The sequence below is a fragment of the Sphingomonas flavalba genome (assembly GCF_004796535.1).
In the GTDB taxonomy this organism is placed as follows: domain Bacteria; phylum Pseudomonadota; class Alphaproteobacteria; order Sphingomonadales; family Sphingomonadaceae; genus Sphingomonas_L; species Sphingomonas_L flavalba.
The window spans coordinates 1-13203 of the sequence record NZ_SPHY01000010.1; the positions used below are offsets into that span (position 1 = coordinate 1).

At 69.2% G+C, this 13203-nt stretch carries 16 protein-coding genes; 14 read left to right on the plus strand and 2 right to left on the minus strand.

The genetic code is table 11. The features are described from left to right. Positions 1–623: motility protein A (locus E4A53_RS10365; RefSeq protein ID WP_206366303.1), on the minus strand; the 623-nt coding region annotated here is incomplete at its 3' end. Positions 624–826: 203 nt separating this feature from the next. Between E4A53_RS10365 and flgB the strand changes: the two genes are divergently transcribed. The 13 genes from flgB to E4A53_RS10430 all read left to right on the plus strand — a co-directional run bounded on the left by flgB (position 827) and on the right by E4A53_RS10430 (position 11714). After that, positions 827–1183 (plus strand): flagellar basal body rod protein FlgB, encoded by a 357-nt coding sequence (gene flgB, locus E4A53_RS10370; protein WP_136163042.1) that lies wholly within the window; start codon positions 827–829, stop codon positions 1181–1183. A gap of 2 nt (positions 1184–1185) precedes the next feature. Then, positions 1186–1593 (plus strand): flagellar basal body rod protein FlgC, encoded by a 408-nt coding sequence (gene flgC, locus E4A53_RS10375; RefSeq protein WP_136163043.1) that lies wholly within the window; start codon positions 1186–1188, stop codon positions 1591–1593. After that, positions 1590–2297, plus strand: coding sequence for a flagellar hook assembly protein FlgD (locus E4A53_RS10380; protein WP_136163044.1), 708 nt, complete (start codon positions 1590–1592; stop codon positions 2295–2297). The genes flgC and E4A53_RS10380 overlap by 4 nt, the downstream gene beginning before the upstream one ends. A gap of 28 nt (positions 2298–2325) precedes the next feature. After that, positions 2326–3633: a flagellar hook protein FlgE gene (locus E4A53_RS10385; protein ID WP_136163045.1), complete on the plus strand. Its 1308-nt coding sequence runs from the start codon at positions 2326–2328 to the stop codon at positions 3631–3633. Positions 3634–3658: 25 nt separating this feature from the next. Then, on the plus strand, positions 3659–4402 hold the full coding sequence (locus E4A53_RS10390; RefSeq protein WP_136163046.1) for a flagellar basal body rod protein FlgF: 744 nt from the start codon (positions 3659–3661) through the stop codon (positions 4400–4402). 14 nt (positions 4403–4416) lie between these two features. Next, the gene (gene flgG / locus E4A53_RS10395; RefSeq protein WP_136163047.1) at positions 4417–5205 is read left to right on the plus strand and encodes a flagellar basal-body rod protein FlgG; all 789 of its coding nucleotides are present in this window, start codon (positions 4417–4419) and stop codon (positions 5203–5205) included. After that, complete coding sequence (locus E4A53_RS10400) at positions 5186–5872, plus strand: flagellar basal body L-ring protein FlgH (RefSeq protein ID WP_136163048.1); 687 nt, start codon at positions 5186–5188, stop codon at positions 5870–5872. Before flgG ends, E4A53_RS10400 begins: the two co-directional genes overlap by 20 nt. Before the next feature lie 8 nt (positions 5873–5880). After that, positions 5881–6975, plus strand: coding sequence for a flagellar basal body P-ring protein FlgI (locus E4A53_RS10405; RefSeq protein WP_136163049.1), 1095 nt, complete (start codon positions 5881–5883; stop codon positions 6973–6975). Then, positions 6972–7301, plus strand: coding sequence for a rod-binding protein (locus tag E4A53_RS10410; RefSeq protein ID WP_136163050.1), 330 nt, complete (start codon positions 6972–6974; stop codon positions 7299–7301). The genes E4A53_RS10405 and E4A53_RS10410 overlap by 4 nt, the downstream gene beginning before the upstream one ends. Then, positions 7298–8887, plus strand: a complete 1590-nt coding sequence (gene flgK / locus E4A53_RS10415; RefSeq protein ID WP_136163051.1) for a flagellar hook-associated protein FlgK — start codon at positions 7298–7300, stop codon at positions 8885–8887. Before E4A53_RS10410 ends, flgK begins: the two co-directional genes overlap by 4 nt. Positions 8888–8898: 11 nt before the next feature. After that, positions 8899–9825, plus strand: coding sequence for a flagellar hook-associated protein FlgL (flgL, locus tag E4A53_RS10420; protein ID WP_136163052.1), 927 nt, complete (start codon positions 8899–8901; stop codon positions 9823–9825). 137 nt (positions 9826–9962) lie between these two features. Continuing rightward, the gene (gene motA / locus E4A53_RS10425; RefSeq protein ID WP_136163053.1) at positions 9963–10826 is read left to right on the plus strand and encodes a flagellar motor stator protein MotA; all 864 of its coding nucleotides are present in this window, start codon (positions 9963–9965) and stop codon (positions 10824–10826) included. A 3-nt stretch (positions 10827–10829) separates the two neighbouring features. After that, complete coding sequence (locus E4A53_RS10430) at positions 10830–11714, plus strand: flagellar motor protein MotB (protein ID WP_136163054.1); 885 nt, start codon at positions 10830–10832, stop codon at positions 11712–11714. Here the strand turns inward: E4A53_RS10430 and E4A53_RS10435 are convergent. Next, positions 11694–12719, minus strand: coding sequence for an LLM class flavin-dependent oxidoreductase (locus E4A53_RS10435; protein WP_136163055.1), 1026 nt, complete (start codon positions 12717–12719; stop codon positions 11694–11696). The genes E4A53_RS10430 and E4A53_RS10435 overlap by 21 nt on opposite strands. Before the next feature lie 105 nt (positions 12720–12824). On the opposite strand from E4A53_RS10435, the gene E4A53_RS10440 reads away from it, so the two are divergent. After that, complete coding sequence (locus tag E4A53_RS10440) at positions 12825–13034, plus strand: hypothetical protein (RefSeq protein ID WP_136163056.1); 210 nt, start codon at positions 12825–12827, stop codon at positions 13032–13034. Positions 13035–13203 lie beyond the last annotated feature (169 nt).

Consider the following 13203-nt stretch of genomic DNA (forward strand, 5'->3'; position numbering starts at 1 on the left):
TGGCGCCGGGCGAGCGCATCGAGCGGCGCGGCCAGCCGGCGCCGGGCGATCAGCTCGCGCGCCGACTGCCGTCGCAGCCGCGCCGCGATCGGCGCCGCGACGAGATTGGCGATCAGCGCGCCGTAAAGCGTGGCGAGCAGCGCGGTCGCCATCGCCCCGCCGATCGTCGCCGGGTCGTCCATCGCCCGGAACATCCTGACCAGCCCGAACAGCGTGCCGATCATCCCCATCGCCGGCGCGGTCTCCGCCGCCGCCGCCCAGAATTCGTGAACGATGCCGTGGCGCCCGGCCCGCGCGGTCCGCTGCTCGCGCAACAGCGCCTCCATCGCCTCCGGCCCGGCGCCGTCGCCGATCGCGGCGATCGCCTCGGCCAGATCGGGGTCGGCGAGCAGTTCGGCGTCGACCGCGACCAGATTGCCGCGCGACACCCGCTCCGCCTTCACCACCCGCGCGCGCGCGGCGTCGGTGTCGAACGGCCGGCCGAACATGCGCGGCAGCGCGCGGAACGCCGCCAGCGTGTCGGCCAGCGGCCCGCGCGCAGCGGTCGCAGCCAGCGTCCCGCCGACAACGATCGCCAGCGCGGTCGGGTCGACGAAGGCGGCAAGGAGGATCGGGCTCGTCATCGCTCCGCGCGTTGCAAGGGGCGGGCCAACCGCTCCCCCGGCACCCGTCGCCCCTCGCCCGCCGCCCCGCCTTGCCGCCGACCGGCAAAATCTTGCCGCCCGTTGCCGGTTGCTTGCCGTCTCAGGCGGCTCGCACCCCGTTTCGGGCAGTTGGCACGGGCGTTGCTAGGAAGCGGGCGAACGATTGCGAGGACCCGAAGGCCATGGCTTTCAACGACGACCTGTTTGGAGTGAGCGGAAAGGCGCTGGCGCTCAGATCGCAGCGGCTGGGCCTGCTCGCGTCCAACATCGCCAATGCCTCCACCCCCGGCTTCAAGGCGAAGGACATCGACTTCGCGGAGGCGCTGCGCGCGGCGGAACGGCCGGGCGCGTCGCTCGGCACGGCCACCGCCTCCGCCACCAAATTCCGCATCCCGATGCAGCCGTCGCTCGACGGCAACACGGTCGAACTGAATACGGAACAGACCGCCTTCGCCGAGAACGCGGTCGCCTATCAGACCACCCTCTCCTTCCTCACCGGGCGGATCGGCACGATCACCCGCGCGCTCAGGGGCGAATGAGCATGGCCCAGCCGCTTTCCATCTTCGACGTCGCCGGGCGCGCCATGTCGGCGCAGCTGACCCGGCTCAACACCACCGCGTCCAACCTCGCCAATGCCGGCGGCGTGTCGGGCAGCGAGGCGGAAGCCTATCGCACGATGAAGCCGGTGTTCCGCACCAGCTTCGACAAGGCGAGCGGCCTGTCCACCGTCGACGTCGCCGGCCTGGTCACCGCCGGCCCGGCGCCGACCAAGCGCCACGACCCGACCCATCCGATGGCCAATGCCGACGGCGACGTGTTCGACGCCGCGGTGGACGAGACAAGGGAATTCATCGACATGCTCGAAACCGCCCGCAACTATCAGAACAATGTCGAGGTGATGCAGACCGCCAAGGGCCTGATCCTCGATACGCTGAAGCTCGGCCGATGAGCACGGTCGACAGCAGCGCGGCGTTCGATCAGGCGCTCGCCGGCCTCGGCATCAGCCGCTACGGCGTGGCGGGCGATACGGAGGTCAAGACCGCCGCGCAGGCGCAGACGCTGGGGCAGAAGGATTTCCTCGCCCTGCTCACCGCCCAGCTCAACAATCAGGATCCGTTCGATCCGGTGAAGAACGAGGACATGGTCGCGCAGATGGCGACCTTCTCGACCAACGCCGGCATCTCGGAAATGAACACCACGCTGAAAAGCCTGGCGGCGCAGATGCAGGCGCAGGTCGCCGGCCAGGCGCTCGGCTATGTCGGCAAGACGGTGCTGGTCAAGGGCGACACCGCCTATCCGCAGACCGGCGGCGGCTTCGCCGCATCGGTCGATCTCGGCGCCGACGCGAGCGCGGTCGAAGTGACGATCAGCGGCAGCGACGGCAATGTGCTGCGCACGCTCTCGCTCGGCCCGCAGGCGGCCGGCCAGGTCGATTTCGACTGGGACGGCAAGGACGAGGCCGGCAACGCGGTCGACGGCGGGCCGTTCAAGGTCGCCGCCCGCGCGGTCACCGCCGACGGCGGCGTCGCCGTGCCGGTGCTGGTCTGGGCGCCGGTCACCTCCGTCACCATGGGCAGCGACGCACAGGCGCCGATGCTCAACATCGTCGGCCTCGGCCAGCAACCGCTCACCGCCGTCCGCGAAGTCGGCTGAACCCCATCCCCCCAAGGAGTAACTCCCGATGTCCTTCTACACCTCGCTTTCGGGCCTGCAGGGCGCCCAGACCGAATTGTCGACCATCTCGCACAATCTGGCGAATGTCGGCACCAACGGCTTCAAGCGCAGCCGCGTCGAATTCGGCGACGTCATCGCCTCGTCGGTCACGCGCAGCCCGACGCAGATCGTCGGCTCCGGCACCTTCGTCAAATCGATCACCCAGCAGTTCGGGCAGGGCGGGCTTCAGCAGTCGCAGTCGTCACTCGACATCGCGATCAGCGGCGAAGGATTCTTCGTGATCAAGCCCAACGCCAATACCGCGCAGGTCGCCTTCACCCGCAACGGCGCCTTCTCGGTCTCGGCCGACCGCTATGTCGTCGACGCGCAGGGCTCGGCGCTTCAGGTCTATCCGGTCGACGGCAGCGGCACGGTCGTCGCCACCGGCATCGGCTCGACGGAAAGCCTGCGCCTGCCGCTGACCAGCGGCACCCCGCAGGCGACGCAGGACGTGCAGATCTCGGTCAACCTGTCGGCCAACGGCAAGGTGCCGTCCGCCGATCCGGTCTATTCGGCGACCAATCCCTATCAGTTCGATCGCTTCGATCCGGATACCTACAATTATTCGGCGGCGACGGTGATCTACGATTCCGTCGGCAATCCGATGACGCTGACCAGCTATTATGTCCGCGAAACCACGCCGACCTCGGCCGATCCGTCGAGCAACTGGACGGTCTACAACTTCGTCGGCGACAAGCAGTTGTCGTCCGATCCGGCGGACCCGGACGGCGGCGTGCCGGTCACGCTCAGCTTCGACAATAACGGCGTGCTGACCAACCAGAGCGGTCCGGTCCAGTTCGCGACGATTACCCCGGCCGGCGCCGCGCCGCAGGACCTGACGATCGATTTCTCGATCTCGACCACCCAGCGCGCCGCCGCCTATTCGATTACCGCGCAGAACCAGGACGGCGAACCGGTCGGCCAGCTGGAAGGCGTCACCGTCGATCCCAACGGCATCGTCCGCGCCAGCTTCTCCAACGGCCAGACCCAGGCGCTCGGCAAGATCGCCCTCGCCCAGTTCTCCAACCCGCAGGGCCTGCGCCAGCTCGGCAACAGCTACTGGTCGGCGACCGGCATCTCGGGCGAGGCGCGGCTCGGCGAACCCGGCCTCGGCGGCTTCGGCAATCTGATGTCGGGCGCGATCGAGCGGTCGAATGTCGACATCACCGAGGAACTGGTCGGCCTGATCGCCGCCCAGCGCAATTTCCAGGCGAATGCGAAGGCGATCGATACCGCCAACACGCTCAGCCAGACGATCATCAACATCCGCGGATAACTGACGGAGCGGATGGAGCGGCACGATGGATAAGCTGATCTACACGGCCTATTCGGGACTGCGCGGCCACATGGCCGCGCAGGCCGCGATCGCCAACAACATCGCCAACGGATCGACCACCGGCTTCAAGGCTGACAAGGTCGATTTCGAACGGCTGACGCTGACCGGCCCGACCTTCGAATCGCGCGCGCCGACCTCGGAAGAAGTCATCGATGCCGACCGGCAGGCCGGCGCCGTCACCCATACCGGCCGCGATCTCGACGTCGCGGTCAACGGCGACGCGTGGCTGGCCGTGCAGGCGGCGGACGGCACGGAAGGCTATACCCGGCGCGGCGACCTGACGATCGCGCCGTCGGGCGTGCTCCAGACCGGGGACGGCTTTCCAGTCATCGGCCAGAGCGGGCCGATCACCATCCCGCCCGCCGCGAAGGTGACGATCGCCGGCGACGGCTCGATCCTGGTCGTGCCGCCCGGCGGCGACCTCGACAAGCCGCAGATCCTCGACCGGCTGAAGCTGGCCAGCCCGAAGGGCACGGAAACGCTGAAGGGGCTGGACAACCTGCTGCGCGTCAAGGGCGGCGGCGCGCTGCCGGCCGATCTCGACGCCTCGGTCACCGCACAGTCGCTGGAAGGATCGAACGTCAACATGATGGAATCGCTGGTCGCGATGATCGAGAACCAGCGCAGCTACGAGATCCACGCGAAGCTGCTCTCCACCACCAAGGACATGGACGAAAGCGGCGCATCGCTGATGCGCATGCCGGGCTAAGGAAGGATTGAACGATGACCTCTGCCGCGATGCACATCGCCCGCACCGGGCTGGATGCCCAGAACGAGCGGATGCGCGTGATCTCGAACAACCTCGCCAACGTCAACACGACGGGGTTCAAGCGCGACCGCGCCAATTTCGAGACCCTCGCCTATCAGACGATCACCCAGAGCGGGGCGCCGTCCACGGCGGAAACCAAATACGCGACCGGGCTCAACCTCGGCACCGGCGTCCGGCTCGCCGGCACCTCGCGCATCGAAACCCAGGGCTCGCTGCAACAGACCGGCAACGCGCTCGACATGGCGCTCGACGGCGACGGCTATTTCCAGGTGCAGCTGCCCAACAGCCAATTGGGCTACACCCGCGCCGGCAATTTCGGCCGCTCGCCGGAAGGGCTGCTGGTCACCGCCGAGGGCTATCAGGTGATGCCCGGCATCACCATCCCGGAAGGCGCGACGGCGATCGCGGTCGGCAATGACGGCACCGTCTCTGCGGTCGTCCCCGGCCAGGCCGAACCGGCCCAGCTCGGCCAGATTCAGGTCGCCAGCTTTCCCAACCCGGCCGGGCTGACGCCGACCGGCGACAACTACCTGCTCGAAACCGCCGGCAGCGGCCCCGCCAATATCGGCATCGCCGGGCAGGACGGCCGCGGCCGCATCCGCCAGAACATGCTGGAAGGCTCGAACGTCAACGTCGTCGAGGAACTCGTCGACATGATCGAGACCCAGCGCGCCTACGAGGTCAATTCGAAGATGATCTCCGCCACCGACCAGATGCTGCAATATGTCAACCAGACCCTTTAAGCTCGCCCGCCATGCCGCCGTCGCCGGCGTGCTGGTCGCCCTCGTCGCCGCCGCTCCGGCGCTGGCGAAGAAGCGCCCGGCCGCCGATTACGCACCGACGCTGGCACCGGCGCCCGTCGCCGCGCCCGTCGCCAACGGCGCCATCTATCAGGCGTCCGCCGGCTATTCGGCGCTGTACGAAGGCACCCGCGCCCGCCGCGTCGGCGACATGATCACCATCCTGCTCGTCGAGCAGACGGTGGCGCAGAAGGTCGCCGGCTCGACGACGGCGCGGCAGGGCGGCATCGGCCTGACCCCGCCGAAGGTCGGCCCGCTGTCCTTCGTGCCGGACGGCGCGCTGCAGGCGTCGGGCGATCAGGGCTTCAACGGCAAAGGCACCGCCGAGCAGTCGAACAAGCTGCAGGGCGAAGTCAGCGTCACCGTCGCGGACGTCTTGCCCAACGGCATCATGCGTGTGCGCGGGCAGAAACAGGTCACGCTCAACCGCGGCGACGAATACATCCAGATCTCCGGCCTGATCCGCCCGGCCGACGTCGACGCCTACAACCGGGTGCTGTCGACCCGCGTCGCCGACGCCCGCATCACCTACACCGGCAAGGGCGACGTTCAGCGGGCCAGCCGGCAGGGCTGGCTCCAGCGCTTCTTCTCCGCCGTCAGCCCCTTCTAGGAACACCCATGCGCCCGATCCTCATCCTCCTCGCCGCGCTCGCCGCGCTCGCCGCCCCGGCCCATGCCCAGCGGGTCAAGGACCTCGGTGCCTTCGCCGGCGTCCGCGCCAACCAGCTTGTCGGCTACGGCATCGTCGTCGGCCTCGCCGGCACCGGCGACGACAATCTGGAATACACGATCCAGGGGATGAAGGGCGCCGCCGAACGCTTCGGCCTCGTCCTGCCGCCCAATGTCAACCCGACGCTGAAGAACGCGGCGGCGGTGATGGTGACGGCGGAACTGCCGCCCTTCGCCAAGCCGGGCCAGCGCATCGACGTCACGGTCGGCGCGATCGGCAAGGCCAAGAGCCTGCGCGGCGGCAGCCTGCTGATGACGCCGCTGCGCGGCGCCGACGGCCAGGTCTACGCAATGGCGCAGGGCACGCTCGCGGTCGGCGGCCTCGGCGTCGAGGGCAGCGACGGGTCGAAGGTGACGGTCAACGTCCCCTCCTCCGGCCGCATCCCGGACGGCGCCTCGGTCGAACGCGAAGTGGCGACCGGCTTCGCCGACAGCGCCCATCTCGTGTTCAATCTCGCCAAGGCGGATTTCACCACCTCCGAACGCGTCGCCGCCGCCATCAACGCCCGGCTCGGCGCCGGTACCGCCCGCGCGGTCGACGCCGTCTCGGTCACCGTCGCCGCCGCGCCGGGCGCCAGCGTCCGCACCGCGCTGATGAGCGATATCGAGAATATCCAGGTCGTCGCGGCGGAGCCGCCGGCCCGGGTCATCGTCAACGCCCGCACCGGCACCGTCGTCATCAACTCGGCGGTCCGCGTCGGCCCGGCGGCGGTCAGCCACGGCCGGCTGACGGTCAAGATCGACGAAAAGCCGCGGATCAGCCAGCCGATGCCGTTCAGCCGCGGCGAAACCGCGGTCGAACCGTCGAGCCGGATCGCGATCGAGGAGGAACGCCGGCCGATGTTCATGCTCGATCCCGGCCCGCAGCTCGGCGACATCGTCAAGGCGGTGAACGGCGTCGGCGCTTCTCCGGCCGACCTCGTCGCCATCCTCGAAGCGTTGAAGGAAGCCGGCGCGCTGCGCGCCGAGCTGATCGTGCTGTGACGGCGCCGGTCTCCGGCGTCGGCGGCGCCGCGCCCGACAGCAGCCGCCTCGCCACCGCCGACAATCTGAAGGCGGCCGGCGAGAAGTTCGAATCGCTGTTCATCGGCATGATGCTGAAATCGATGCGGCAGGCGAAGCTCGCCGACGGCCTGTTCGAAAACGACGCGCAGAACCAGTTCCGCGACATGCAGGATACTAAGCTTTCCGAAGCGATGGCCGTTCATACGCCCATGGGGATCGGCAAGGCGATGACCGAATTCCTCGCCCGCAGCCAGCCGGCTCTGGCCGATCCCGGCCAGCCGCCGCCACAGGGGAGTAAGGAATGAGCGATCTACTCTCCATCGGCGCCAGCGGCGTCCGCGCCTATCAGAGCGCGCTGAACGTCATCGGCGAGAATATCTCGAACGCCAGCACCACCGGCTATATCCGGCGCGACGCCACCTTGCGCGAGGTGGCTGGCGCCAGCGGCGGCATCTTGCAGATCAACGCGCCGATCGGCCACGGCGTGATCTCCACCGGCGTCACCCGCAGCTGGGATCAATTCCGCGCCGCCGAGGTCCGCACCGCCACCTCGGAATCGCAGCGCAGCCAGGCCGGCATCGTCTGGCTCCAGCAGATCGAGAGCAGCCTGACCAACGGCGGCCTCGCCGGCGCGATGACCGCCTATTTCAACGCCGCGCAGGGCGTCGCCGCCGATCCGACCGGCATCGCCCCGCGCCAGACGATGATCGACGCCGGCAGCGCGCTGGTCGGCGCGTTCAACCGCACCGCCGCCGGTCTCGCCGCCACCGCCGCCGATCTGGAAGCGACGGCGCAAAACAGCGTCGACAAGCTGAACGGCCTGCTCGGCAGCCTGGCCACCGCCAACGCCGGCATCGGCCGCGCCGCGCCGGGCAGCAACGCTCAGGCGCAGTTGTTCGACCAGCGCGACCAGCTTCTCGACCAGATCAGCGCGCTGGTGTCGATCAGCGTCACCACCGACGCGCGCGGCGCCGCCACCGTCAGCCTCAACCAGCCCGGCGGCCCGGTGCTGGTCGACAATGTCCAGACCCGGACGGTGTCGGTGGCGACGAACAGCGACGGCACCATCGCCTATACCCTGAACCAGAGCGGCGGACCGCAGGCGATCGCGCCAAAGGGCGGCTCCCTTGCCGGGCTGGCCGACGCCGCGCTGCGCGTCGCCGACGCCCGCCAGACCATCGACGCAATCGCCACCGATTTCGCCGACCAGACCCGGCAGGTCCAGCTTGCCGGCGTCGACCTCGACGGCAACGACGGCGCCGCGCTGTTCGACGCGACCGGCGGCGCCGCCGGGCTGGCGATGACCACTGACAATCCGCGCGCGATTGCCGCTGCCGCCCGCTGGGCGATCGGCGGCGCGGCGGGCAATGGCGGCAACGCGACAATCAGCGTCACCGGCGGCCCGGCCGGCGGCGCCTACGGCGTCACCATCGCCGGCGGCACGCTGACCCTGGTCGATCCGGTCACCGGCAGCGCCCTCGCCTCCGCCGCCTACACGCCCGGCACCGCCGTCACCCTCGGCGGGATGAGCATCACCGTCACCGGCACGCCGGCGGACGGCGACAGCTTTTCCGTCGCGCGCAGCGCGGCCAACAGCCGCGACAATACCAACCTCGCCGCGCTCGCCGCGCTGCGCACCAGCGCCGGCCTCGAAGCCGGGATCGCCGGGCTGACCTCGTCCAACGCGTCCGCCCTTGCCTCGCGCAAGTCGGTGGCGGCGGCGCAAAGCGCGATCCTCGACGGCGCGGTCGCCGCGCGCGATTCCGTCTCCGGCGTCAACCTCGACAACGAGGCGGTGGAGTTGATGCGCTTCCAGCAGGCTTACGCCGCGTCGAGCCGGATCATCCAGGTTGCGCGCGACACCTTCCAGACCATTCTCGATATCCGCTGAGGAGCCCGGCGATGCAGATCGGCACCAGCTATTCCTACGATCACGGCAGCGCCCTGCTGCGCAGCCTGTCCGATCGCGCGGCCAGCCTGCAGACAACGATCAGCCTCAACCAGCGCATCCAGACGCCGTCGGACGATCCGGTGGCGGCGGCGCGCATCGCCGTCATCGACCGCAAGCTCGGCGACATGCAGCAATACAGCACCAACATCACGCTGGCCTCGGCGCTGATCGCCCAGTCGGACAGCGCGCTCGAATCGGTGCAGACCCAGCTCCAGCGCGCCCGCGAACTGGCGATGCGCGCGGCGAGCGACACGATGAACGACGGCGACCGCGCCGCGATCTCGGCCGAACTCAGCGGCATCGTCGACGACCTGTTCGCCATCGTCAATCAGCGCGACGCGCGCGACACCCCGCTGTTCGGCGGCACCGGCACCGGCGATGCGTTCGTGCGCGGCGCCGGCGGCACCGTCAGCTATGCCGGCACCGGCACGCCGCCTGCGGTGCCGATCAGCGCCACCGGCAGCATCGCCGCCACCGACGCCGGCGACAAGCTGTTCGGCGGGATCAGCGTCAACGGTGTTTCCACCGACATGTTCGCGATCCTGACCGACCTCGCCGCCGCGCTCGCGCCCGGCGGCACGCCCGACGCGGCAACGCTGCGCGCGCGGATAGAGGATGGGCTGGCCGGGCTCGGCGCCGCCGACACGCGGGTCGCCACCGCCCGCGCCTCATTCGGCGCGCGCGGCGCCCGGCTCGATCTGGAAAGCGAAAGGCTGGCCACCGCCACCGCCGACGCCAAGGTTGACCGGACGACGATCGACGGCTTCGACCTGCAGGACAGCGTCGTCGAGCTGCAGCAGATGATGCTGACCCTCCAGGCCAGCCAGGCCAGCTTCTCGCGCCTGACCCAGCTCTCGCTGTTCGACTATCTGCGCTAGTTTGCCGCGCGCGGCGCGGGCCGGCGCGGCCGCCCGGACAAAAATTTCATTCAAGAACGGCCGACGATAGCCGTTTGTAAAGAGGGGGGACGGCATGGTCCTCCCGCACGCTTACCAACGGGGGGTTGTACAGACCGATGTTTCCGGCGATCGGCCTTGTTGTCCTCCTGTTCATGGTTTTCGGCGGCTTCGTTTTCACCGGGGGCGCGCTCGGCCCGATCATGCACGCGATCCCGCACGAGATGCTGATCATCGGCGGCGCCGCCGCCGGCGCGCTGATCATCGGCAATTCGATGAAGGAACTGAAAGCGCTGGGCGCCGGCGTCGCCAAGGTGTTCAAGGGCCCGACCTACAAGAAGCAGGACTTCCTCGACGTCATCTTCCTCGTCTCGCGGCTGATGAAGGTGCTGCGCAACGACGGGCCGGTCGCGCTTGAACCGCATGTCGAGGATCCGGCGAACAGCCCGATCTTCCAGGAATTCCCCCGCCTGCTGAAGGACAGGGCGCTGGTCGACCTGATCTGCGACACGCTGCGGCTGGTCGTCGTCTCGTCCGGCACGCTCGACGTCCACGCGGTCGAGGAGGTCGTCGACAATTCGATCAAGACCCACCACCACGCGGTGATGGCGCCGGTGACGACGCTGTCGACGCTGTCGGACGGGCTGCCGGCACTCGGCATCGTCGCGGCGGTGTTGGGCGTGGTCAAGACGATGGGCTCGATCGACAAGCCGCCGGCCATTCTCGGCGCGATGATCGGTTCCGCGCTGGTCGGCACCTTCCTCGGCGTGCTGCTCGCCTATGGCGTCGTCGGCCCGCTCGCCACCCGGCTGAAGCAGGTGCTCGATGCCGACACCGCGATCTACCACACGGTCAAGCAGATCATCATCGCCTCGCTCCACGGCCACCCGCAGCCGCTGGTCATCGAAGCGGCGCGCTCGGGCATCTCCCACGTCAACCAGCCCAGCTTCGCCGAGGTGTTCGACGGGCTGAGGGGCCGCTGAGCCGTGGCGTCGCGGGCAAAAGCCGGCTCGAACGAGCCGCCGAAGATCATCATCGTCAAGAAGGTCGTCAGCGACGAACATGGCGGCCATCACGGCGGCGCGTGGAAGGTCGCCTATGCCGATTTCGTGACGGCGATGATGGCGTTCTTCCTGCTGCTGTGGATTCTGGGCGCGACGACGGAGAAGCAGCGCAAGGCGCTCGCCGACTACTTCAGCCCGACGCTGGTCGAGTTCAAGCAGAACAGCGCCGGCTCCAACGGCCTGCTCAACGGCTCGTCACTGGTCGACGCCGACAATTATCCACACAAGGCGGCGCAGACCGGCTCGCGCCAGTTGACCGTGCCGATCGGCGCGCGCGGCGGCGTCGACGCGGGCAGCGGCCCGCAAGGCTCGCTGAAGCGGATGGAGGAGGATCGCGCCGCGTTCAACCGGCTGCGCCAGACGCTGACCGCGCGCATGGCCGGCCGCGCCGAGCTGCGCCAGATCGCCAAGAATGTCAGCTTCACCCAAACCCGCGAAGGGCTCCGCATCGACCTGATCGACGATGCCGATTTCTCGATGTTCGCGCTCGGCACCACCGCCCTCGCCCCGCGCGCCACCTCGCTGATCGACCAGATCACCGATCTCGTCCAGCCGATGGCCAATCAGTTGGCGATCCGCGGCCACACCGACAGCGTGCCCTACGGCAACCCCAACGCGATGAACAACTGGATGCTGTCCAGCGGCCGGGCGGAGGCGACACGCCGCCGCCTGCACGCCGGCGGCCTCGGCGACGGCCGCTTCGAACGGATCGAGGGCGTCGCCGACCGCGAACCCTATGTGCCTCAGGACAGCGCCGATCCGCGCAACCGCCGCGTGTCGATCACCCTACTCTACCGGCGCGGCTGACGGCGTCAGGCCGAAGGCCGTGGCGGCCAGTTCGTAACTCCGCCGCCGCGCCGCATGGTCGGGCATGATGTTGACCAGCATCATCTCGTCGGCGCCGTAGAGCGCCGCTACCGCCGCGATGCCGTCGCGCACCGCCTCCGGCGTGCCCAGCACCGTCCGCCGCCGCCGGCTCGGCCCGTCCGGGCTGGCCGCCAGCCAGGCCCGCGCCTCGTCGACCGTCGGCACCGGGATCAGCCGGCCACGGATCAGATGGGCGAACATCATTCGCGCCGGCAGCGCCAGCGCCTCGGCCTCCTCGCCGCTGTCGGCGGCGATCGTCCAGGTCGCAACCATCAGTTCCGGCTGCTCCAGCCGGGCGGAGGGGCGAAAGCTGCGCCTATACAGGTCGGCCAGCGGCACCGCATCGGAATTGATGAAATCCGCGATGCAATAGGGCAGGCCCATCTCGCCGGCCCAGCGCGCGCTGTCGGGCGAACTGCCGAGCATCCACACCACCGGCCGGCCGCCGACCGGCATGGTGTCCTGCAACACCCGGAACACATGGTCGTCGGGCATCGTCCCTTCCAGATAGGCGAGCAGCTCGGCGACCGAATCGGGAAAGTCGCTCGGCGGGATCTGCCGGCTGCGGTCGCGCTGCAGGGCAAAGGCGGTGCGTTGGTCGCTGCCCGGCGCCCGGCCCAGCCCCAGGTCGATCCGCCCCGGCGCCAGCGCGGCGAGCATCGCGAACGTCTCGGCGATCTTGAACGGCGAATAATGCGGCAGCATGATCCCGCCCGATCCGACGCGGATGCGCTGCGTCGCCAGCGCGATCGGCCCGATCAGCGCCTCCGGCGCCACCCCGGCCAGCGCCGGAGAGGCATGGTGCTCGGCCAGCCAGTAGCGGTGATAGCCCAGCCGGTCGGCGGTCTGCGCCAGGTCGATGCTGTTGGCGAGCGCGGCGGTAGCGGTCGATCCGGACGCGATCGGCGACTGGTCGAGGACGGAAAGACGGAACGGAGCGGTCATGGCCGGCAAGATAGGGCCCGCAAAGCCGCAGTTTAAGGGGCCGGCTCGTCGATTCCGCCGTTCGCGTTTACCATTTCGTCAGCACCGCGCGGGCAAGACGGCGGCATGGACCTGTCCTTTCATCTCGGCAAGGCGCTGGCCGACGGGCGCGCCGGTGGCTGGAAGCCGGAATCGCGCGAGGAGGTGCTGCTGCGCCTGCTGCGCAAACGGGCCGCCGCCCACCGCGCCGGCCTGTCCGAACAGGAATCTGCACTGCGCGACCAGATCGCCTGGGCGCTGCCGATCCATCGCCCCGACGAAGACTCCGACGCCTGATCTCACGCCCGGCACTCCCGCGAAGGCAGGAGCCCAGCCAGACTCTGACGCCATTGGACTGCCCCCATCGTCATTGCGAGCGCAGCGAAGCAATCCAGCGCAGTTTCACGCACACTCCGGATTGCCGCGTCGCTACGCGCCTTGCCATGACCATCCCAACGCATGACAT

Excerpts from the sequence above, each read along its gene's own strand:
- E4A53_RS10400 (WP_136163048.1), top strand. The coding sequence starts at position 5,186 with ATGTCAACCAGACCCTTTAAGCTCGCCCGCCATGCCGCCGTCGCCGGC.
- flgL (WP_136163052.1), top strand. The coding sequence starts at position 8,899 with ATGCAGATCGGCACCAGCTATTCCTACGATCACGGCAGCGCCCTGCTG.
- E4A53_RS10390 (WP_136163046.1), top strand. The coding sequence starts at position 3,659 with ATGGATAAGCTGATCTACACGGCCTATTCGGGACTGCGCGGCCACATG.
- flgG (WP_136163047.1), top strand. The coding sequence starts at position 4,417 with ATGACCTCTGCCGCGATGCACATCGCCCGCACCGGGCTGGATGCCCAG.
- flgC (WP_136163043.1), top strand. The coding sequence starts at position 1,186 with ATGGCCCAGCCGCTTTCCATCTTCGACGTCGCCGGGCGCGCCATGTCG.
- E4A53_RS10440 (WP_136163056.1), top strand. The coding sequence starts at position 12,825 with ATGGACCTGTCCTTTCATCTCGGCAAGGCGCTGGCCGACGGGCGCGCC.
- flgK (WP_136163051.1), top strand. The coding sequence starts at position 7,298 with ATGAGCGATCTACTCTCCATCGGCGCCAGCGGCGTCCGCGCCTATCAG.
- E4A53_RS10385 (WP_136163045.1), top strand. The coding sequence starts at position 2,326 with ATGTCCTTCTACACCTCGCTTTCGGGCCTGCAGGGCGCCCAGACCGAA.
- E4A53_RS10405 (WP_136163049.1), top strand. The coding sequence starts at position 5,881 with ATGCGCCCGATCCTCATCCTCCTCGCCGCGCTCGCCGCGCTCGCCGCC.
- E4A53_RS10380 (WP_136163044.1), top strand. The coding sequence starts at position 1,590 with ATGAGCACGGTCGACAGCAGCGCGGCGTTCGATCAGGCGCTCGCCGGC.
- E4A53_RS10435 (WP_136163055.1), bottom strand. The coding sequence starts at position 12,719 with ATGACCGCTCCGTTCCGTCTTTCCGTCCTCGACCAGTCGCCGATCGCG.
- flgB (WP_136163042.1), top strand. The coding sequence starts at position 827 with ATGGCTTTCAACGACGACCTGTTTGGAGTGAGCGGAAAGGCGCTGGCG.
- motA (WP_136163053.1), top strand. The coding sequence starts at position 9,963 with ATGTTTCCGGCGATCGGCCTTGTTGTCCTCCTGTTCATGGTTTTCGGC.